The following is a 20,495-nucleotide window of genomic DNA, read 5'->3' as shown; positions in this document are numbered from 1 at the left end:
GGCACGCCTTATGTCGTCTAGCTTCTACGTTTAATATAATACCATATTTTACCAAACCAAACAAATAGACTACTCTCCCTGCTTAAGCGCAAGCAAAATTTCCTTGGCTAGCTTATCTCCAATCCCTAAATTCCTATATTCCTCCACCGTCGCTTCTCGCATTTTCTTAATGGATCCAAAATGCTTGAGCAAGGCTTGCTTCCTCTTAGGCCCAATCCCTGGAATGTCATCTAGCTGAGAATAAAGCATGGACTTCCCTCTTGATTGTCTATGGAAGCTCACAGCAAAGCGATGGACCTCGTCTTGGATCCGCTGCAGAAGGTAAAACTCCTGGCTATCTCGGTTAAGCTCAATCGGAATAGGCGGATCGCCTAAGATCAATTCCGAGGTCTTATGCTTCTCATCCTTCGCTAGACCGCATACGGGAATGTAAAGACCCAGTTCATTCTCTAAGACATCAACTGCGGCCGATATTTGACCCTTCCCTCCGTCTACAAGTACAAGATCCGGCAAGGACTGCTTTTCTTGTAATAACCTAGTGTAACGTCTTCGAATCACCTCTCTCATGGATTCGTAATCATCAGGGCCTGTAACAGTTTTGATTTTGTATTTACGGTATTCCTTCTTATCTGGCTTTCCATCCGTAAAAACAACCATCGCTGAAACTGGATCCGTTCCTTGAATATTAGAATTATCAAAGGCTTCAATGCGATAGGGAGTGCCGATACCCATTTTGTCGCCAAGATTACTAATCGCCTCAATGGTACGGGCTTCGTCCTTCGCAATGAGTTGAAACTTTTCTTGTAGGGCTACCCTAGCATTTTCAATAGCCAAATCCACCAGTTGCTTTTTCTCGCCTCTTTTCGGAACGACAACTTTTAGATCTAAGCCTTGCTCCAGCAAATCATTGTCGGTCGTATTGGGAAGAAACACTTCCTTTGGTTTTGTCTGCCCCTCAAAGTAAAACTGGCTCACATAGGATATAAAGTCTTCCTCAACCTCTCCATAGTAAGGAAACATCGATACATTCCGCTCAATCATCTTCCCTTGTCTTACATGGAGAACCTGTATACACATCCATCCTTTGTCCATTGCATATCCAAAGATATCCCGATCCAATAGATCGGAAAAGGTTACCTGTTGCTTTACCATTAAGGAATCTATGGCTTGGATTTGGTCTCGATATTCTTTCGCTTTTTCGAATTCCAGCTGTTCTGATGCATGCATCATCTTTTCAACCAGCTTCTCTCGAATTTCTCCGTGACCACCGTTTAAAAAGCGATGGATTTCTTCCACAAGGGGCTTGTAATCGGCTACATCCACTTCTTGTTCACAAGGCGCCACGCATTGACCTAGATGGTAATACAAACAAACTTTCTTCGGTATCGTACGACACTTGCGAAGAGGATATAGTTTATCCAGCAGATTTTTAGTTTGCGACGCCGCTCCAGCATTCGCATAAGGACCATAGTATCTAGATCCATCCTTCACAACCTTACGAGTAACCTCAAGTCTGGGATGCTTTTCGTTCGTAATTTTAATATAAGGATAGGTCTTGTCGTCTTTTAAGTTCACATTGTAGCGCGGCTGGTATTGCTTGATCAGGTTGCACTCCAGCAGCATAGCTTCGACGTTGCTGCGAGTAACAATATATTCAAAATCCTTAATTTCCTGAACCAGATGTTGAGTTTTCCCATCATGGCTCCCGGTAAAATAGGACCGGACCCGGTTTTTCAGAATTTTAGCTTTTCCTACATAGATAATCTGATCATCCGCGTTCTTCATCAGATAACAGCCTGGCTTGTCGGGAAGTACAGCAAGCTTTTCTTTTATCGTCGTATTCATTTTCTTCACCCTTAATGATCTATTGCTTTCATTTTAGCATAGGATGAATGCAGCCGAACACGGAAGCTTCGACCAAATAAAAATAAGGCTACCTCTTCCAACAAATAAGCGAAGAGATAGCCCGCTAACCAGTATGATGATTAGATGTGCTTATTCAAGGTGCCAAGAAGAGCATCCTTAGGCTGGAAGCCAACGACTTTATCAACTACACTGCCGTTTTTCATTACTAGTAATGTCGGAATGCTCATGACGCCGAAGCGGCCTGCAGTCTCAGGATTTTCATCCACGTTAATCTTGGTAATCTTAATTTTATCGCCAATTTCTGCATCAAGCTCTTCCAATACCGGTGCAATCATTTTACACGGTCCGCACCAAGGAGCCCAAAAATCCACAAGTACTGTACCTGCATTTTCAACTTCTTGGGTGAAATCTTTATCCGTTACGTTCTGAATTGCCATCCTCCATCTTCCTCCTTCACGACTTGGTTCAACTTTCCAAATGCAAGTATATCATATTTTTGTTAAAGTTCCAGCATTTGAGATGGTTCCATACACACTCATTAATATGCAGCTTCCGGTTGATTGCTATTCCGGAGTAGAGAGCACAAAAAGACTGCAGCCAGAAGCTGCAGCCTTGATATACAGACTTTATTGATTTAGCACTTTCTTAAACTCTTCATTTAGCATCGGAAGAACTTCAAATAGATCTCCTACGATTCCATAGTCAGCTACACTGAAAATGGGGGCTTCAGGATCCTTGTTAACCGCAACGATAACCTTAGAGTTGGACATTCCTGCTAAATGCTGAATGGCACCAGAGATTCCGCAAGCAATATAAAGGTCAGGGGTAACCACCTTACCGGTTTGCCCGATTTGTAAGGAATAATCACAATACTCAGCATCACATGCTCCACGAGAGGCCCCTACCGCTCCCCCTAAAGTCGCAGCAAGCTCCTTTAAAGGATTGAATCCATCAGCACTTTTTACCCCGCGACCTCCAGCTACAACCACCTTGGCTTCTGACAGGTCCACACCTTCAACAGCTTTGCGCGCTACTTCTTTAATAACAGTCCGAAGATCCTTGATCTCTACGGGATAGTTCACAACCTCCGCTGTGCGGCTAGCATCGGCTTCGACTAGCTCAATATTATTGGGACGAATGGTCGCAAATACAGCGCCCTCTACCACTTTTTTCTTTTGGAAGGCCTTCCCTGCGTAGATCGGGCGAGTCAGAACAATGTCTCCTCCCTCAACGGCTAGGTCCGTGATATCCGATACGAGACCTAGACCCAAACGCGCGGCCGTACGGGGAGCTAGATCCTTCCCCATTGAAGTATGCCCCATAAAGATTACTTCAGGCGATACCTCCTTAATCACTTGAGTCAAGGCTTGGGTATAAGCATCTGGTGTATATTGATTTAATTGGTCATTCGCTACCAGATAAACCTTGTTGGCTCCATATTGCGCCAGAGTGGAAACAACCTGAGCCTCTCCATTCCCTAATACGGCTGCGATGATTTCTCCGCCCTCAGACACCTTTTGCGCTGCGGACAACGCTTCGAAGGATACATTTCTTAATACACCATCACGAGTTTCTGCTAGTACAAGAACTTTTCTACTCATCTGCGCTCTCCCCCTATATCACTTTTGCTTCGTTACGAAGAAGTTGAACAAGCTCTTTCACTTGACTGTCGAGATCGCCGGATAGTACGCGACCTGCTTCCTTCTTAGGCGGCAGATACTGCTCAACCACGGCAGTTTTAGCCTTTAAGGCTTCTGCGTCTAAGCCTAAATCCTGAGCGCTAAGGCGGTCCATTGGTTTCTTCTTCGCTTTCATAATCCCTGGAAGGGAAGGATATCGCGGCTCATTCAACCCTTGTTGCGCGGTTACAAGTACGGGAAGCTTGACTTCAATGGTCTCTGAATCCCCTTCTACATCTCGAACGACTGTAGCTACTGCACCCTCAATATCAATCTTTGTAATCGTTGCTACATGCGGAATGTCTAACAACTCAGCTAAACGAGGACCGATTTGCCCTGCTCCGTTATCTACCGACATGTTCCCGCCTAAAATCACATCGAAAGAGCGGTCTTTAATGACAGTTGCCAAGACGTTAGAAATGGTATATTCGTCACCGAATAAAGACTCATCATCTACAATCACAGCTTTGTCAGCGCCCATTGCTAAAGCGGTACGAAGAGCATTTTCTGCACGAGTTGGGCCTACTGTAATCACTGTAACTTCTCCGCCGAATTCATCGCGCAGTTTGATCGCTTCTTCCACCGCATATTCGTCATATGGGTTGATGATAAACTCTACTCCCTCTTCCACGATTTGTCCGTTTTGGATGCTGATCTTTTCTTCCGTATCAAAGGTTTGCTTCAACACTACTAATATGTTCATGCGTCTTTTCCTCCCTTTTAACTTCTATAAATTATCGATCTTTAAATTCAGCATTACGCTTCTCGAGGAAGGCTGTTACTCCCTCTTTCGCATCCTCTGTACAAAACATTTTCCCAAACCATTCAGCTTCCAAGGCTTGACCTTCCTCAAGCGTCATATCCAAGCCTTTATTCACGGCATGCAAAACCGCAGTGATGGATGGCATACCTTTTTCTTGAGCAATACTTTCCGCAAGCTGCTTCGCCCTCGGGAGCACTTCCTCTAAAGGAACCGCGTAATTGACTATGCCAAGAGCTTCAGCTTCCTTACCTGTAATGAATTGACTCGTTAAAAGGAGCTCTAGAGCCTTGCTCTTTGGAATGATCCGAGCCAAGCGCTGTGTACCAGCGAAACCAGGAATGAGCCCTAACTTAAGCTCTGGTAGGCCAAGCATCGCTTTTTCAGCAGCTATTCTCATATGACAACCGAGTGCAAGTTCAAATCCGCCGCCTAGACAAGCCCCATTGATTGCTGCGATAATCGGCTTGGGAAAGTGCTCCATCCGATCAAATACTCTCTGACCTACTTCAGCAAGCTCTCTTCCTTTTTCGGCATTGCCGAAGGCTTGGTGAAACTCCTTAATGTCTGCACCTGCAATGAAAAATTTGCCTTCTCCTGTGATGACAATCGCTTTGATCTCATCCTGACTCACCATATAATCTAAGCAGTCATTCAATCCAGAAAAAGTGGCTCCATTTAGTGCATTCGCTGGTGGATGGTTAATTGTTACATAAGCCACGCGGTTTTCAACCTTCAGGTTTACATTGGTAAACTCCATGTTATTCCCTCCACATTAAGATACGTATTCGATCCATTTCATCTATGTATTATGTTTATTGGCCCCACTTAAAGCTCCGATAAAAAGGCTATGAATGGGATCGGCCAATGCTAGCAAATCATATTTCCGATCATTCATAATCCACGAGGTCACGGACTCATCTAAGGTGCCGAATACCATCTTGCGAATAGTAAATAACGGGATATCATTGCGGAAGACCTCTTCCTGAATCCCAAACTCTACGACCTCATCAATGAGTCTCAGATAATCCTTAATCGATTGGCGAATTCCCTGACGGATCTTAGGGTTTGACTGCCTTAACTCCACTTGTGTAACATAAGCAAACTCTACATTCACTGAAAGATGCCTAAAGTGGTTGTTGATCAATTGCCGAAGTTTATCAGAAGCTGTTTGCGCTTTCAGAATTCGCTCTCTCGAATCCTGAATGAACCTGCCCATCTTCTCATGAAATAGAGATATGAGAATATCTTCTTTGCTATCGAAGTAGAGATAAATGGTTCCGTCAGCAACATTAGCTTCCCGTGCTATCTTGGTCACTTGGGCATTATGGTATCCATTCTCGGCAATGACCTTTACCGCCGCTTCAATTATTGCTTGATATTTCTCTCCTGTTTTCTTAGCCATCTGCCTTTACCTCTTCATTCATGATAGGATGAATGACCATTCATTCAATACCTAGTTTAAAGATTTTTAACTTTTTTGTCAATGATATTTTTGGAAAAAAGGGGCTTCTTTTGAAAAGCCCCTTTTTGGATTTCTAGGAGGATGCCATCTTCGATTCCTCGACTAAGGCTCGCCTCAGCACCTTGCCTACCAGTGTTTTTGGCAGTTCCTTGCGGAATTCGTAGTGCTTCGGCACCTTGTAGGCGGATAACCTTGCCCTGCAAAAATCATCAAGATCTTCGCTTGTGGTATGTGCCCCTTCCTTCAAGACAATAAAGGCTTTAACGGTTTCTCCCCGATAGGGATCAGGAACACCAATCACTGCAGCCTCCATTACCGCTTCATGCTCGAAGAGAATTTCTTCCACTTCTCTTGGATAAACATTAAAGCCACTAGCATTAATCATGTCTTTTTTCCGATCAACAATATAAAAGTACCCTTCTTCATCCATATGGGCAATGTCACCGGTCAGCAGCCATCCACCCTGCAAAATTTGCATCGTTTCCTCCGGGCGATTCCAATAGCCTTTCATCACCTGAGGACCTCGAACGGCGAGTTCCCCTATTTCCCCAGGAGGAAGCGATTCTCCTGTTTCCAAGTGGACGATCTTAGCTTCTGTATCCGGCCAAGGAAGACCAATGCTTCCGTTTTTTCTTGTGTCCCAAACCGGATTAGCGTGAGTGACAGGTGCGCATTCCGTTAAGCCATACCCCTCCACTAACCGGCCTCCGGTCATCTTCTCAAATTGCTCTTGGATTTCCAGCGGTAAAGCGGCAGATCCGCTCAGACAGGCATCTATAGAAGAAATATCATATTTCTTTAATTGAGGATAGTTCAGTAGTCCGATATACATCGTGGGGGCTCCGGGAAAAATAGTAGGCTTTTGTTTATGAATGGCCTTCAATAATAATGGGATATCAAAGCGTGGGACCATCACAAGAGAGCCAGCAATGGAGATACAGAAGTTCATGGCAATTGTCATGCCATACACGTGGAAAAAAGGGACAACAGCTAACACCTTTTCTTGCCCTATCTTCGCTTTATAAAACCAAGCCTTCCCTTGCATGACATTAGTTACGAGATTCTGATGAGTAAGCATGACTCCTTTCGCTAGTCCCGTGGTTCCCCCCGTGTACTGAAGGACGGCAAGGTCTTCGCCGGGATCAATATCCTCAAGAGTAGAATCAGGCTGTGCATTCTGCATTAGCTGATTCAGGGACTGACAGCGATCTTTGTTGTAATCAATAGGGATAAGAATGCCTTTCCTTTTTTGGATAATGGGGAAAATCCAGTTCTTAGGGAACGGAAGATAATCCTGAAGACCCGTTACAAGAACTTCTTTTAAGCTCGTATGCTCCCACACCTTTTTCACTTTTGGATAGACCAAGTCTAAACACACGAGCATACTGGCTCCAGAGTCATTCAGCTGATGTGTCAGTTCCTTCTCCATATATAGAGGATTCGTCTGAACGACGATCCCTCCCACTTGAAGGACTCCATAATAGCAAAATACCGCCTGAGGACAATTGGGGAGCATTAGGGCTACACGGTCTCCTTTTTTAACCCCTAATGATCGCAGAACGGCGGCAAAACGCAACACTTTGTCGTAGAGCTCCTGGTATGTAATATTTTTACCCAGGAAGTGAATCGCCCGGTTATCCGGGTATTGGTCTACGGCTTCCTTTAAAAGCTGGGTCATCGGGATATCCGGATAGTCTAAATGACCGTTCACCTGAACAGGGTAATGAGCGAGCCAAGGCTTATTATCCATGAAACCCCCTCCATTTCGAGACAATAAGAAAAGCACTACTAATACTTATGAGAAAGTGGTTTGTACACATTCCCATAAGAACGTAGTGCTTTCAATTCTATTACGATTTAGTTCTGTCTTGCGGATGAAGGATTCGTGCCCTCTTGTTTTGCGCAGGTACAGGGGACCTCACGATAATGTCCATCAAAGCTCGGAAGTTTAATGGAAGCAAAGGCCAAAAATAAGGTGTTCCTAAAGACTTAGTAGTAGCCAGGATAAACAGCCATATCCCTGATGCAATAAGGAAGCCGGGAAGATGGAAAAAGGCGACGGCAAACAGCAAAGTGATCCGGACTATTCTTGTCGCTAGTCCAAATTCATAACTGGGCGTAGCAAACGTACCAATTGCAGCAATCGATATGTATAAAATGACCTCATTGGATAATAGGCCCACCTCCACAGCAACTTGGCCAATCATAAGAGCAGCGATTAAGCCTAAGGCTGTAGCCAACGATGAGGGCGTATGTATAGCTGCCATTCTCAATACATCAATCCCAATCTCGGCAAACAAGATTTGAACAAAAAGCGGGACATTCCCTGGTTTATCTACTCCAATATAATCCAATTCCTTAGGAAGCAGCTCGGGTTGAAAAACAACCAGCAACCAGAGAGGAAGGATAAACACAGACGCGAGCATGGCAATAAAGCGAACCCACCTTAAATAAGCTCCTACAATCGGTTTTTGCCGGTATTCTTCTGCATGCTGGACATGATGGAAAAAGGTTGTAGGAGCAATCATTACGCTGGGAGATGTATCCGTATAGACGAGGACGTGTCCTTCCAAGAGATGAACTGCGGCGACATCAGGGCGCTCTGTATAGCGAACCATTGGAAAGGGATTCCAGTTTTTCTCGAAGATAAATTCCGAAATCGTCTTTTCCGCCATCGGCAATCCATCAATTTCTATCGCTTCAATCTTCTCTTTCAGCGTTTTGACCAAGTCGGGATCAGCGATATCTTCCAGATAACTGACCACTACATCCGTTTTGGAGCGAGTGCCAATTTGTAAATATTCCATCCGAAGCGACGGATCGCGTAATCTTCGCCTCGTTAGAGCCGTATTAAAGATAAGGGTTTCGGTAAACCCATCCCTTGCCCCGCGCACGACACGCTCAATGTCGGGTTCATCTGGCGAACGTGCAGGATACGTTCTGGCATCAATCATGAGGGCTTCATCAGACCCATCAATGACAAGCGCCAATGGACCAGCAAGGACAGCGGAAATGATTTTATCCATTTCCTTCACTTTCTCTACTTCTAGATAACCAATATGGGTCTTGATAAGCTTGGATACCGCATCGGGAGCCAATTGTTCCCGATCAAGCTTTGCAAGATGAATCGTAATCACATTCATTACATCATCTTTTGCGAACCCATCAACGAAAAACAAGCCAAACTTTCTTCCGCCAAACTCCAGCTCACGGTGAATGACATCAAAGCTTTTGCCCACACCGAGGGCTTCTTTTAGGAAGGAAACATTTTCCTCCAATTTTGTGCTTAATTCTTTCATCTCCTGAGCTTTTTTACTTTCAGGGTTATCCACTCTTTCACCCCCATGTCATAATCATGCTGCTTAAACCAGCTTCTCCCCACATTTATTTCCATTAACAGAAAAGGAGATACCTCAAAGCATGAGGCATCTCCTTTTTCATACAAAACTTATTGTTGGGTTTCATGAAGGATTTCATTGATTCGTTTTTTCTCATCCTGATCAACAACGTAAACCCATAAGTTATAACCATGCATCCATTTTCTTTCATTCGTTCCTTGCAGCTCAATAGTCGCAATTCCTGAAGAGGAAAAATCCCTAAATAAAATGGCAAGTTTTCTTACCTGCTCTTCTTTAAAATCCGTTTTCACATTTTCCCCTAGAATTGCCATGATTTTAAATACCCTAAAAATAGAAGTAATCGAAGTTGCTTTGTCGGCTAGCTTACGCACCACCTCTTGCTGACGCTCCATTCGATCAAAATCACTAGCATCCGATCCGATATCGCTTTTTCTAAACCGGGCATAATCCAGCGCTTGTTTTCCATTCAATTGCTGAAGGCCTTTTTGGATATCGATGTCCGTCCCATCCGTAGGATCATAGTATTTCATTCTGCGATTCACATTGACTTCAATCCCGCCAAGTTCATCCACCAGCTTCGTGAATCCTTCAAAATCCAAGGCAACATAATGATCTACCTTGATGTCAAAAAATTCTTCCATGGTTTCTTTCATTAAGGCCGGACCGCCATAATACATCGCGTGGTTGAATTTATCTTCACCATAGCTTGGAATAACGGCAAGCGTGTCCCTTGGGATGGACAACAGAGTAATCTTTTGAAGCATAGGATTCACCGATGCAAGCATAATCGTATCGGAACGGGACTTGTTTTCACCACGAGAATCAACTCCGAGCAACATCACGTTAAAGGATGCCAACTCGACCTTTTCTTCCTCTCCACGCTCGTCTGTTTGATCAAGCTCCTTTTGGTCACTTGCGACTTCCCGCTTTTTTTTTGTTCCATCGGGTATTGCATCATTAAGCGGCTGATACCATTGCTCTGTCATGTCCTGATATTTATAATAGGCGTAACCGACTACACTGATTGAGCCTAAAAATAGGAATAACGCGGCTAGTAAGATGACTCGCCTCATGTATTAAAGCCCCTTCATCTACATATATCTAAAAGTATTTGCAAATAAGCCGAATCTACTCCCTTTAAGATATGGAAAACTTCCATTTCTAAATCCAAACTGCTATACTAAAATCTACTATGCAACGAATCCACTCGGTAAGTGCAAGAAAGAAGGTCGCTTCATGAAGAAGGTGTTAATCTCAGGTTACTACGGCTTCGATAATGCTGGTGATGATACCGTGCTTTTTGGAATTATCAGCTCCCTCCAGAAACATCACCCCGCCATTGACATTGCTGTCCTTTCTAACAAGCCTAGAGAAACTACGGCTTTGTTTGGTATCCCTGCATATAACCGTTGGAGCTTTATCACCATCCTAGATCAATTAAAGCAAGCGGACCTATTGCTCATGGGTGGAGGCAGTCTCTTGCAAGATGCGACAAGCCCTCGCAGCGTCATGTATTATCTTAGTATCGTAACGATGGCCAAGCTCCTCAAAAAGCCAGTCATCTTCTTCTCCCAAGGCTTTGGGCCGATCACGCACCCCATCAGCAAGATCTTAATCAAAAAAATCGTAAATAAAGTGGATGTCATTACGGTTCGTGATCAAGGATCCGCAGATGATATGCGAAAACTTGGCGTTACCCGGCCAATTCATATTACCGCAGATCCTGCGATTACGATCCGACCTTCGGATATTGATATCACGTTGGCCAATCGTTGGCTAGTCAATGGGAATGAGAAAAAATCCATCGCCATTTCAGTGAGAAAATGGAAAAATGAAGAAAACTACAAAAAAGTCATAGCTCAAATGGCTGATGAAATGCTCCGAAAAGACTGGAACGTTTATTTTTTGCCGATGCAATACCCTGCTGATGTCGCCCCTTCTCACGATATTATTCAATATATGGAAGAGCCGGGAGCCATTCTCCTGAATGAACATATGAATTTTCATGAGATCATCAGCTTTATTGGCAATATGGACTTTGTATTAGGCATGAGGCTGCATTCCATTATTATTGCTTCCGTGTTAGGAGTGCCTTTTGTTGGAGTTTCCTATGACCCTAAGATTGATCGATTCATTGAACGGGTCCAGATGGATTCAGCCGGCACCATCCAAACGATCACTTATGACTCCTTAAGTCAAACCGTAAATCGAAATTTAATGAACCTCGCGGGTGTAAAAGAACGCTTATCCGGGAGTGTGAATGAACTGATTCAGCAAGCAGACCAGAGCAGTCATTTGGCGATCCAACTGATAAACGAAAGAACCTGAGGGAATTGTCGTTTTGGTTCTAGTTTTGTCAGCTAAGCACTTGTTTTGTAGAGTCGGAAGGGAATCCCTTCCGAAACGAAGAAACCTCCTATAAACGATTACGTTTATTAGGAGGTTTTTTCCATGAAAGCGATCCATCAGGCGAATGAGGAACTGCTTCATCTTCTATTTGATTGGAAGATCAAAGAAGGACAAATGATTCGTTTTTCCATTGAACAGCAAGACGGAAGGTGGGTGCTTTCCTTTTTCTCCGTAGACCATAATGAAAGCTCCCCCCATGTGTTGGCGTCCTTTAAAGGAAAAAATCACGATGAGCTGAAAAAATGGGCCTTAGATTGCCTCGTTACTTATCAGATGAACGAGTTGATCGAATGTTAAGCCTGCTCTTAAATTTTTCAAATAACTCTTTTACCGTCTCCTCCTTCAATACCACGAGCATCCCAAAATACACCACGGCTGCAACCAAGATCAGGATCGGCACCTGAAGAATACCCAACCCCGCTGTTGGGCTTCTCAACGCCCAGATGCCTAACAGCATAAGCCCACCAGAAGCCATCCCTTTTCCGATTGAGAGGAAAAAGGAAGAAGGAAAGAGTTTGCCTATTTTCCTTCTAAGCAACCAGCCTTGCAATAAAAGATTGAAAAAGGAGGCCAATGAAAAGGCTAACGCGATCCCCCCGTGATTCAGAGGGGGAATAAGCAGCCAACTCATCCCGATATAAAACACGATACTGATTCCGGCCACTACAACCGGAATCTTTGTATTTTCTAGGGCATAGAACACGCGGGTGAACAAGTCTCTTCCCATCCAGCCTAAGATCCCAATCCCATAGAAGATCGTAGCCCAAGCCGTTAGTTCCACGTCTTGCTGTGTAAAGGTAGCTTTGTGAGCGTAGAAAAAACGTACAATTTCTTCGGAAAGAAGCACGAGTCCAATGGTGGTGGGCAGCAAAACATGGTATTGGTATAAGAATCCTTTTTCCATGATCGATTTCATCTGGTCCAGCTGGTTTTTCTTTACATACTCTGCAAGAAGGGGAAAAAGAGGAACTACCAAAGCACCAGAAAAAATGGCGATGGGCAATTGAACGATGCTGTTAGCTAGAACAAGGGAGGAAAGCTTTTTGTCCCCCAGTCCAGAAACGAGAAAGCGTTCAATGAACACATAAAGCTGAGAGATCACCATGCCTGCAAGAATCGGCAAGAAACGATCCCCCATGATCCTCATGTGTTCATCCTTTAACAATTGCAGGTTCCATGAAAGATGGTAGCCCCTTTTCTTGAGCGGAATAACTAAATAAAAAGCAAACACGATGAAACCAATCGTAGTCCCCCAGGCCACCCCTGTCATCCCGATGAAAGGTGCTAACGTATAAAGGGACAGGATGACAAACACCCCTGAAATCACCGTCCCCATGGCTGGGGAAAAAAACTCATGGTGAGCATTGAGTACACTTGAAAAAACAGAAACCAGACCGATGAATAGCAACGAAGGCATCATGATTCTTAAGAGTTCTGCCGTATACAATTGCTTCTCCGGATCAAAGTCACGAGCCAGGAGAGAAACCATCCCTTCAGCCCAAAGCATTCCAGCCGCCGTAAGGAACAAAAACAAGAGAAAAATCGTGCTCGTGACTTTCTGGAACAATTCATTTCTTCGTGCCTGATTTTCCTCTCCCATCATACCTTTAAAAATAGGGATAAGGACCGCATTAATAGCTCCCGGAATAACCAAAAACATCGTGAGCGGGATCGTGAAAGCCATGAAATACGCATCGGTTTCCATCCCTAAACCAAATTCATTGGTGATGAAAACATTGCGCAAAAAGCCAATAAGCCGTCCCAAAATGGTAACGGCTAATAAAACGAGCGTCGCCTTAAAGAAACTAGCCATTGGATTCCTCCAGTAAATGTTCATACAATCGGGCGGTATTCCTCAGCATAGTATCAAGAGAAAACGACTCCTGTACCCGACGCAGTGCTTCCTTTGCTAAATTCTCGGCAAGTTCAGGGTTATTCATGACCTCTATCACTTTATCGGCCAAATCTCGAGAAGAACCTTTCTCGAACATGAGCCCGTTCTCACGATCCTGGGTAAAATCTAGAATCCCCCCTACTCCTGTTACAACAACAGGAACCGAAGCTGCCATCGCTTCTAAGATATTAAGCCCCAATCCTTCGGAGTGGGATGCACTGACTAAGCAATCAAAGCTATGCAGACAATTAGCGATGTCCTTGCGAAAGCCTGCGAAGTGGACATGAGAACCTAGATTCAGCTGTTCCACGAGTGCTTTTAGTGCTCCTTCTTCTGGACCCGCCCCCACAACAACTAAATGAGCGTCTGGGTTTGCTTCTAGGATGAGCGGCAGAGCCCGAATGGCTTCCTCAATTCCTTTGATTTTCACTAGCCTTGAAACGATCCCAATACAATAGCTTCCTTCGGATAAGCCTAGCTCTTGTCTTAGTACGGGACTGCCTTGAGCGAAATAATCTACATCTATCCCATGGTGAACGACGCTAATTTTCTCCGCCGAAACTCCATCTTCTTCAAGTGAACGGGCTATAGAAGAGGAAACGGCAATAAAATGATCACTGATCGTTCTTGTCCACTTCTCCATCCTCGATGCAAAGAAGTAAGCCAGCTGATTCGTATAGTCAAAGCGCAAAAGGCTATGCACCGTAGTAACCAACGGAATATCGATAACCTTCCTGGCCGCTAATCGACCAAAAAAATTGGCTTTCACGCCGTGAGTATGTATTATATGGGGACGGTCACGCTCAAAAGCATCCCTTAATCCCGTTAGCAAGCGGAAGTCAAAGCGGTCAAAGGCCAGTACCTCAACCTCTATTCCACGCTTTCGCAGTTCTTTAGAGAACGCTGCTTCATAGAAGCAGATGACCTTACCCTTGAATCCATAGTTCGGCAACAGGTTAAGTAGTTGAAGGATATGCTGTTCCGCTCCCCCGTACTCCCCTCCACCGATCACGTGGATAACCGTTCTGTTATGATCCATCGTTTCTTTTCACATCCTGACGGCACACCAATTAAAAAATGAGTAAATTAATTTTATCTCAGATCACCCTTCCTGTGCAATCATTATACTTGATTTTTATAATCGCATGTGCGGTAATAGTAGGGGTATAAAAAATGCGTTTCAAGCTAGGAGGTTCCTGCCCCATGATTGCCAAGGGCCAATCCATGATATTTAATCGCTTTTCTTGGTTATCTCTGCTTTTATTTTTTCCCATCCTCGACTATATGTTACGAAACATCATTCCCATTCCGGTTATCTCTTCTCTATGGGACGAGGCTGTTCTTATTATTCTCCTGCTCATATGCGGATGGAGAATGATTGAGACCAATCGAAAGCTACCAGACTTGAAGGTACCGCTCTTAGCTTTCCTTGTACTAGGACTTGCTTTTTGGGTGTCGGACATGAAGAGTTTTTTCATTAATATTGAAGGGTTCCGTGCGGTCTATCAATATATGGTTGCCTTTTTAATCGGATACTACTTCCTCCATGACCGCGATGAGGTGCTCAAGGTTCTCCGAATCTTGTTAGTCGTTGCTACGCTAGTGGCCCTTTACGGATTACTCCAAGTGATTCTTAAGGTTGAGACTCCCAGCACCTGGGTTGACTCTAGTGAAAATATTACTACTCGAGCTTTTTCTATTGTCCAGAGCCCAAACATCCTGGGAAGTTATATGGCTCTCATGAGTCCAATTGCGTTTGGCTACGCCCTCACCAAACAAGGAAAAGCGAGAGTGTTTTGGATCTTAGTAGGTCTCATGATGATTAGCGTCCTCTTTTTCACTTATTCCAGAGGAGCTTGGTTAGCTTTTGCAGGAGCCATTGGATTCGTCAGCTTGCTCTTTAACCGCAAACTTCTGATTGTACTACTCGTCGCTAGCATTTTAGCTGCTTTATTCGTACCTCCGGTTACATCTCGGATTTCAAATTTATTCAGTGATGAATACATTGAAAAAAGCTCGCAAGATGGTCGCATAGGCCGCTGGTTGGGTGCCTACGATATGATGAGAGTTTCACCAGCTTACGGGTTAGGATTAGGACACTACGGAGGAGCTGTAGGCGACCGCCATTTCGGCACCATCTATGTTGATAGCTACTACTTTAAGACCCTTGCAGAAATGGGACTTGTGGGACTTGGCTTATACTTCTGGCTCATGGGCTCAATCATTAAAAATGGCTATACCATATGGCGAAGGCAAAAGGACCGATCGAGCTTCTATCTCTATCTAGGTGTTTTTGCTGGGGTGATCGCCGTCATCCTGCATAATGCGGTTGAAAATATTTTTGAAGTCCCCTTTATGAACACCTACTTCTGGCTTCTCGTAGGAATGATGCTTGCTTTTCCCTATCTTCGGGACAAGCAGCGTACGGGAGAGGAGTGGAACCATGAATAAGATCTTAGTGTTGCTGTACTGTGTTTACCTTTACTTTTTTAATCGATTGCTTGTAGTACCCGCCTTAGCGGAGTATTCCTATTATGGGTTGCTCTTCGTTCCTTTTTCGTTGTTTCTCTTTTGGCTCGTTCCAGTAAAAGAGCGTAAGCAAGTCATGGTCTTTACCTTTCTATTCCTTATGCTCGACCATGCAGTGGAAAATGCCTTCCGAAAACTTGAGTTGATGCCTTTCGTCCTATCGGTCATGTTTATCGGGCTTTTCCTTTACCCGATCGGGCGTTGGTACGGGCAGGTTCGTGCTTCCGCTTTTACCTTAGCTTTAGCTGTCGCTGTCGTGTTTAATGTGGCTTTCCCTCATAACATGATCCAGATGCTTCCCTACTTTTATAAGCAGTGGAATTCCAATCAGCTGTATATTGGAGAAATGACCTCTTACTTCTCCATCATTGCCCGAGATATTAACGGCGATGGCAAGGATGAGATCATTACCTTAGGAAATGCAGAAGAGGTGAAAGCCAACCTCGACCCTGAAAAGCCTAGGATGCCGACGTTTATACTAGAAGAGGAGCCCCTTTCTCTTTATGTTTACCAATGGACAGATGGAGAGATGACTAGAATTCCTCCTCAAGAGTTAGACCGAGATCACATTGTATCCTTGTTGCCTAGGGAGTACATTGGCTTCCCTTATTATACATTGAATGAGAGACTGGAACTGGAGCCCTTAATCCAGCGTCAGCCACTTGCGGAAGGCATGCTACAGTTTGGGACAGCCCCTTATCGTGCACTCTTATTAAATGTTGAAAAAATTGAGCGTGAACTAGAAAAGAACAACGGCGCTTACGATACACGCGAACAGCTAGGAAACCAATTTTCCGGAGTTACTTTAAAGAATGGGTTCTTAAGTGGCAGATACGGGGAAACAGCATTCGAAGTCGCCTCCCCCGCTACTAAGATTATAGGAGCCATTCAGCTAGGAGATGGACACGAGGGATTACTTGTCCTGGGAGCAGATGTTCACCTCTTGCAATGGATCGATGGAGAACTGCGCGTAACTCATGAGCTCACAAGGAAAATGCATCAAGGCTTGGCTCAAAGCGAGTTCAAGGTCATTGATCTGAATCATGACGGCAAGGATGAATTGATGCTTAAGCATCCATACTCAACCCTGTTATCTCCACAGCCTGATGGATCCTGGAAGATCTTATGGAGTACGGAGGAACGCAGCTTCCGCTTCGAGGACTTTGTTTCTGCCGGCCAAAGCCATGAGTTTGTGGGACTAAGCAAAAGTGCTGTACGCGCGAAGGACACGCGCTATCTAACCGGATTCCAGTATACAGAAGAAGGATTAAAACAAACCTGGAAAATATTCTTGACCATGAATAACGCGATCTACGCTGATGTGAATGGTGACGGCAAAAAAGAACTAGTGACCTCCATCCAAGGTACCCACAAAATCTTTGTTTGGAATAGACACTCCATTCCTGTCTATCCAATCCTCATTGGGCTTACCTTTGTTCTCGTTATTTATCTTGTAGGAAGGAGGGTTCGCCTTGGCAAGAAAATCGCTTAAAGGGGTTCCGTTGCTTTTGTCTGTGCTCCTGCTCCTTACGGGGTGTACAATTCCGTCTAGCAAAACCGTTTTTTCGCTTACGGAGCAGCAGAATCCTAATGTGACGACTATGGATGCCCGAGGCTTACTTCAAGAAGCGGTAAAGATGACCACGGAAGGGCATCCCGGTGATAAGAAGCGTTCCAATGAATTTTGGTATAACGGCTATATCCGGAATAGTATCGGAGACCGGAAAACAACCAGCATGTATGAAGGTATCTTAATTCGCCCATCGCAGGCTTATCTTGTAAACGGGAGAATGGCGGGAATCCCTTTTAGTTATTATCGCTGGGAAGACCATTATTATCTGAAAAAAGGGGACGTATGGTTCCGGGCATCGAAGGATCAGGTGCTTCCTTATGACCCCTTCAATGGGTTCCTGGATTGGTTGCCTCTGATGGACAACGCTCAAAAATTGCCCGATGATGCGGTTTTGAATACCCCAACAGATGTTATTGAAGTCAGGATTAGTGGGAAGGAGTGGGTAGAGAAGTCTACCTCTCCCCTCTTTGAAGAACTGAAAGAAAAGATCGCAACCGATCCATCGCTTGCCCATGTACTCGACAATTCTGTAGTGAAGACGACGATCTGGATTGGAAAAGAAGATCGGTATATCTATCAGTACCGGACTTGGATCGTGATGCCGCTTCCTGGTGGCGGATACGTTGATCAGGAGGTCTACTTCCGCTTCTACAAGTTTGGAGACCCTGGCATTCCTGACCGGGTCAAGCAACCAGAAGAAGTAGAAAAATGGGTGGTTGAGTTTGAAGAAAAAATGAAGGCGGGCGAACTCGAAGAGTTGCAAGAACAGCCTCCTGTATCTAGTGATTAAAAGAAAAAGGTCGCAGTCAAAATTACAAAAGAAGGGCTACTCTCAACTCTTATGTTGATGAAGTAGCCCTTTTTTTATTTTGTTTGTGCTTCAGATGATTGATGCCCGATAATTGGAGAGGCTTGAAGGGCATCGGAGGGCTGCGGGGGCATCAATCGACGGGGTTGGTGACCTGATTCGGGCATCGGGAGACTGCGAGGGCGTCTATCGACGGGTTTGCTGCCTTGATTCGGGCCTCGGGTGGCTGCGAGGGCATCAATCATCGGCTTTGATGCCCTGATCCGGGCCTTGGGATGCTGCGAGGGCATCAAACAACGGCTTTGATGCCCTGATCCGGGCCTCGGAAGGCTGTGAGGGCATCAAACGACGGCTTTGATGCCCTGTTCCGGGCCTTGGGAGGCTGCGAGGGCATCAATCATCGGTTTTGATACCCCGCTCCGGGCCTCGGGTGGCTCAGAGGGCATCAATCATTGGCTTTGATACCTCGTTCCGGGCCTCGGGTGGCTCAGAGGGCATCAATCGATGGCTTTGGCTCGAGACTCCCTCTCCCTGCCCTGCCCTGAATGAATACACATTCAAAAAGAAAAGCGTGATTCTATATACGAATCAACGCCCGAAATACTTGTGAATTCTAGCTATGCCCCCATGGTTGCTTTTTTCACTTCTTATATCCTACGATCCCCTGCTTGTCCATCCACTGCTTCTTAATTTCCATAAGGTAAGCTAAATCAGGATCCAGCGCGCCATATAACTCATGGAGGATCTGTTGCGTTTCCCATAGATCGTTATAGGTCAAATAGGGATAATCAACCCCCATTCCTTTACCTCCGAGCAGTCCGTACTCCAAGTCCCCATTTGGCTTGACCCACTGTTCTCTCGTCCATTTTATGCCGTTTATCATGTTTAGGGCATACGTCTGGTAAAAAGATTGGTTCGTTAATCGAAATAAATCAAAGAAATAGTTGATTTCGGAAAGTTGATGGTTGAGGGAAGCATGCGTTTTTTTATGGGGAGATGCATGAGCGTAATCCGGCACCAGCACGCCCCACTGCGTATCCTTTTTCATGAATACCCCTTGGGTGTTCGCATGATTCATTAACCATTTGGAATACTGCAGGCTAGACTCCAAAAATTGTTCATCCCCATACTTGGCATAACCATCGAGCAGCAACCGAGCAAAATCCGTGTTAAATCTCGTATCAAAAAAACCTGCTCCAATTTGGTAATCCTTCCAAAGCCAAGTGGATTTTGGACCTGTAGGCCAATAACCCGCTTCGTTTTGATTCTTTACTCCTTGCTTCAGCATGACCCAACCTAAATGATCGGCAATTAGGCTGCCTCCGGTCCGTACAAAAGATCTAGCAATATAATTATCAGGGAATCGATAAAATACCCCTGTTGGTTCATAGCTGCTCGGCGTTTTTAGGTACATTCCATCCCATGTCCACTTGCCTTCCCCGGACATATCAAGCAAGCTCCATACCGGCTCCATATTTGGGTTTTGTTCCCAGGGGACGAGCTTTTCTTGAGAGCTTACTGCCCACATTTCTCCGACCATCCCGCTCCTCTGATAGAAGGAGTAAGTCAAGGTATAACCGTTTGCCTGTTCCCTCGCATAAACCGGAATCGCTCGATAGCTTTCCATTCGGGTCAGGAGCTGATCATCAACCTCGAACAAGGTGGGATAGCTGATATACCAATGAGCTTCGGTCGTATCGATAAAACCAGATACCAATGGCAAATTCCCGCTTAAAGGAACCGTCTTCCAAACTCGGTTGCCATCTTCGATAGCTACATACTTGAAGGTTCCCTCTTTACCAGGGACCGTGAATTGGTGAGTAAGCAGCTTGGGGCTTGTCTGTTCAAATGTAAATTGTTTAATCCAATACTCGTCCCTATTTAGGAATCGAACCTTTCTCTCCTTTAGGGTCCCGTTTTCAAACGGCTGCTCCACCACCATTTCCTCTGGGAGTGGAACCAGCTGCGGTCCTTCAGCATAAGCAACCAATCCAAAGAGGGTAAGCATCATCCATAAAAGCCAAACTCTATGTACCATAAAACCTCCTATTCTAGGAAAAATTACTGTAAAGAACATTTTACCATGTTTTGGATTAAAGACATAAAAAAAACTCCTTTCGAAGTAATTTCAAAGTAGCCAGACCGTTTTTAGA

The 20,495-nt window shown here is 44.8% G+C and carries 17 protein-coding genes; 5 read left to right on the top strand and 12 right to left on the bottom strand.

Annotation, left to right across the window (positions count from 1 at the left end):
• Positions 1-69: 69 nt before the first annotated feature.
• The 9 genes from uvrC to EIZ58_RS07320 form a co-directional block, all read right to left on the bottom strand.
• On the bottom strand, positions 70-1,845 hold the full coding sequence (gene uvrC, locus EIZ58_RS07360) for an excinuclease ABC subunit UvrC (RefSeq protein ID WP_134699961.1): 1,776 nt from the start codon (positions 1,843-1,845) through the stop codon (positions 70-72).
• Between the two features lie 140 nt (positions 1,846-1,985).
• A complete protein-coding gene (trxA, locus tag EIZ58_RS07355) occupies positions 1,986-2,303 on the bottom strand; it encodes a thioredoxin (RefSeq protein WP_134699960.1) in 318 nt (105 codons plus the stop codon).
• A 189-nt stretch (positions 2,304-2,492) separates the two neighbouring features.
• Positions 2,493-3,467 carry an electron transfer flavoprotein subunit alpha/FixB family protein gene (locus EIZ58_RS07350; protein WP_134699959.1) on the bottom strand — a complete coding sequence of 325 codons (975 nt, stop codon included), beginning with the start codon at positions 3,465-3,467 and terminating at the stop codon, positions 2,493-2,495.
• Positions 3,468-3,480: 13 nt separating this feature from the next.
• A complete protein-coding gene (locus EIZ58_RS07345; protein WP_134699958.1) occupies positions 3,481-4,248 on the bottom strand; it encodes an electron transfer flavoprotein subunit beta/FixA family protein in 768 nt (255 codons plus the stop codon).
• 31 nt (positions 4,249-4,279) lie between these two features.
• The gene (locus tag EIZ58_RS07340) at positions 4,280-5,065 is read right to left on the bottom strand and encodes an enoyl-CoA hydratase (RefSeq protein WP_134699957.1); all 786 of its coding nucleotides are present in this window, start codon (positions 5,063-5,065) and stop codon (positions 4,280-4,282) included.
• Between the two features lie 42 nt (positions 5,066-5,107).
• On the bottom strand, positions 5,108-5,710 hold the full coding sequence (locus EIZ58_RS07335) for a fatty acid metabolism transcriptional regulator FadR (protein WP_134699956.1): 603 nt from the start codon (positions 5,708-5,710) through the stop codon (positions 5,108-5,110).
• A gap of 133 nt (positions 5,711-5,843) precedes the next feature.
• Positions 5,844-7,520 carry an AMP-binding protein gene (locus tag EIZ58_RS07330; RefSeq protein ID WP_134699955.1) on the bottom strand — a complete coding sequence of 559 codons (1,677 nt, stop codon included), beginning with the start codon at positions 7,518-7,520 and terminating at the stop codon, positions 5,844-5,846.
• A 100-nt stretch (positions 7,521-7,620) separates the two neighbouring features.
• Positions 7,621-9,069, bottom strand: coding sequence for a spore germination protein (locus EIZ58_RS07325; protein WP_134700938.1), 1,449 nt, complete (start codon positions 9,067-9,069; stop codon positions 7,621-7,623).
• 149 nt (positions 9,070-9,218) lie between these two features.
• Entirely contained in the window at positions 9,219-10,202 is a 984-nt protein-coding gene (locus EIZ58_RS07320; RefSeq protein ID WP_134699954.1) for an LCP family protein, read from the bottom strand.
• Between the two features lie 163 nt (positions 10,203-10,365).
• On the opposite strand from EIZ58_RS07320, the gene csaB reads away from it, so the two are divergent.
• Both csaB and EIZ58_RS07310 read left to right on the top strand, forming a co-directional pair.
• Positions 10,366-11,457 (top strand): polysaccharide pyruvyl transferase CsaB, encoded by a 1,092-nt coding sequence (gene csaB, locus EIZ58_RS07315; RefSeq protein ID WP_134699953.1) that lies wholly within the window; start codon positions 10,366-10,368, stop codon positions 11,455-11,457.
• Positions 11,458-11,580: 123 nt separating this feature from the next.
• Positions 11,581-11,835, top strand: coding sequence for a hypothetical protein (locus EIZ58_RS07310; RefSeq protein WP_134699952.1), 255 nt, complete (start codon positions 11,581-11,583; stop codon positions 11,833-11,835).
• Here the strand turns inward: EIZ58_RS07310 and murJ are convergent.
• Together murJ and EIZ58_RS07300 are read right to left on the bottom strand one after the other, a co-directional pair.
• Positions 11,801-13,351 carry a murein biosynthesis integral membrane protein MurJ gene (gene murJ / locus EIZ58_RS07305; protein WP_167577553.1) on the bottom strand — a complete coding sequence of 517 codons (1,551 nt, stop codon included), beginning with the start codon at positions 13,349-13,351 and terminating at the stop codon, positions 11,801-11,803. The genes EIZ58_RS07310 and murJ overlap by 35 nt on opposite strands.
• The gene (locus tag EIZ58_RS07300) at positions 13,344-14,471 is read right to left on the bottom strand and encodes a glycosyltransferase (RefSeq protein ID WP_134699950.1); all 1,128 of its coding nucleotides are present in this window, start codon (positions 14,469-14,471) and stop codon (positions 13,344-13,346) included. Before EIZ58_RS07300 ends, murJ begins: the two co-directional genes overlap by 8 nt.
• A gap of 164 nt (positions 14,472-14,635) precedes the next feature.
• Between EIZ58_RS07300 and EIZ58_RS07295 the strand changes: the two genes are divergently transcribed.
• The 3 genes from EIZ58_RS07295 to EIZ58_RS07285 are packed head-to-tail and all read left to right on the top strand — an operon-like array spanning position 14,636 to position 18,324.
• On the top strand, positions 14,636-15,883 hold the full coding sequence (locus tag EIZ58_RS07295) for an O-antigen ligase family protein (RefSeq protein ID WP_134699949.1): 1,248 nt from the start codon (positions 14,636-14,638) through the stop codon (positions 15,881-15,883).
• Positions 15,876-17,453: a hypothetical protein gene (locus tag EIZ58_RS07290; RefSeq protein WP_134699948.1), complete on the top strand. Its 1,578-nt coding sequence runs from the start codon at positions 15,876-15,878 to the stop codon at positions 17,451-17,453. The genes EIZ58_RS07295 and EIZ58_RS07290 overlap by 8 nt, the downstream gene beginning before the upstream one ends.
• Entirely contained in the window at positions 17,434-18,324 is an 891-nt protein-coding gene (locus EIZ58_RS07285) for a hypothetical protein (RefSeq protein ID WP_134699947.1), read from the top strand. The genes EIZ58_RS07290 and EIZ58_RS07285 overlap by 20 nt, the downstream gene beginning before the upstream one ends.
• Before the next feature lie 658 nt (positions 18,325-18,982).
• On the opposite strand, the gene EIZ58_RS07280 is transcribed toward EIZ58_RS07285, so the two are convergent.
• Positions 18,983-20,380, bottom strand: coding sequence for a hypothetical protein (locus tag EIZ58_RS07280; protein WP_134699946.1), 1,398 nt, complete (start codon positions 20,378-20,380; stop codon positions 18,983-18,985).
• Between the last annotated feature and the right edge of the window lie 115 nt (positions 20,381-20,495).

Source organism: Ammoniphilus sp. YIM 78166 (assembly GCF_004522215.1).
Lineage (GTDB): Bacteria > Bacillota > Bacilli > Aneurinibacillales > RAOX-1 > YIM-78166.
This window is presented reverse-complemented; position numbering and strand designations above follow the sequence as displayed.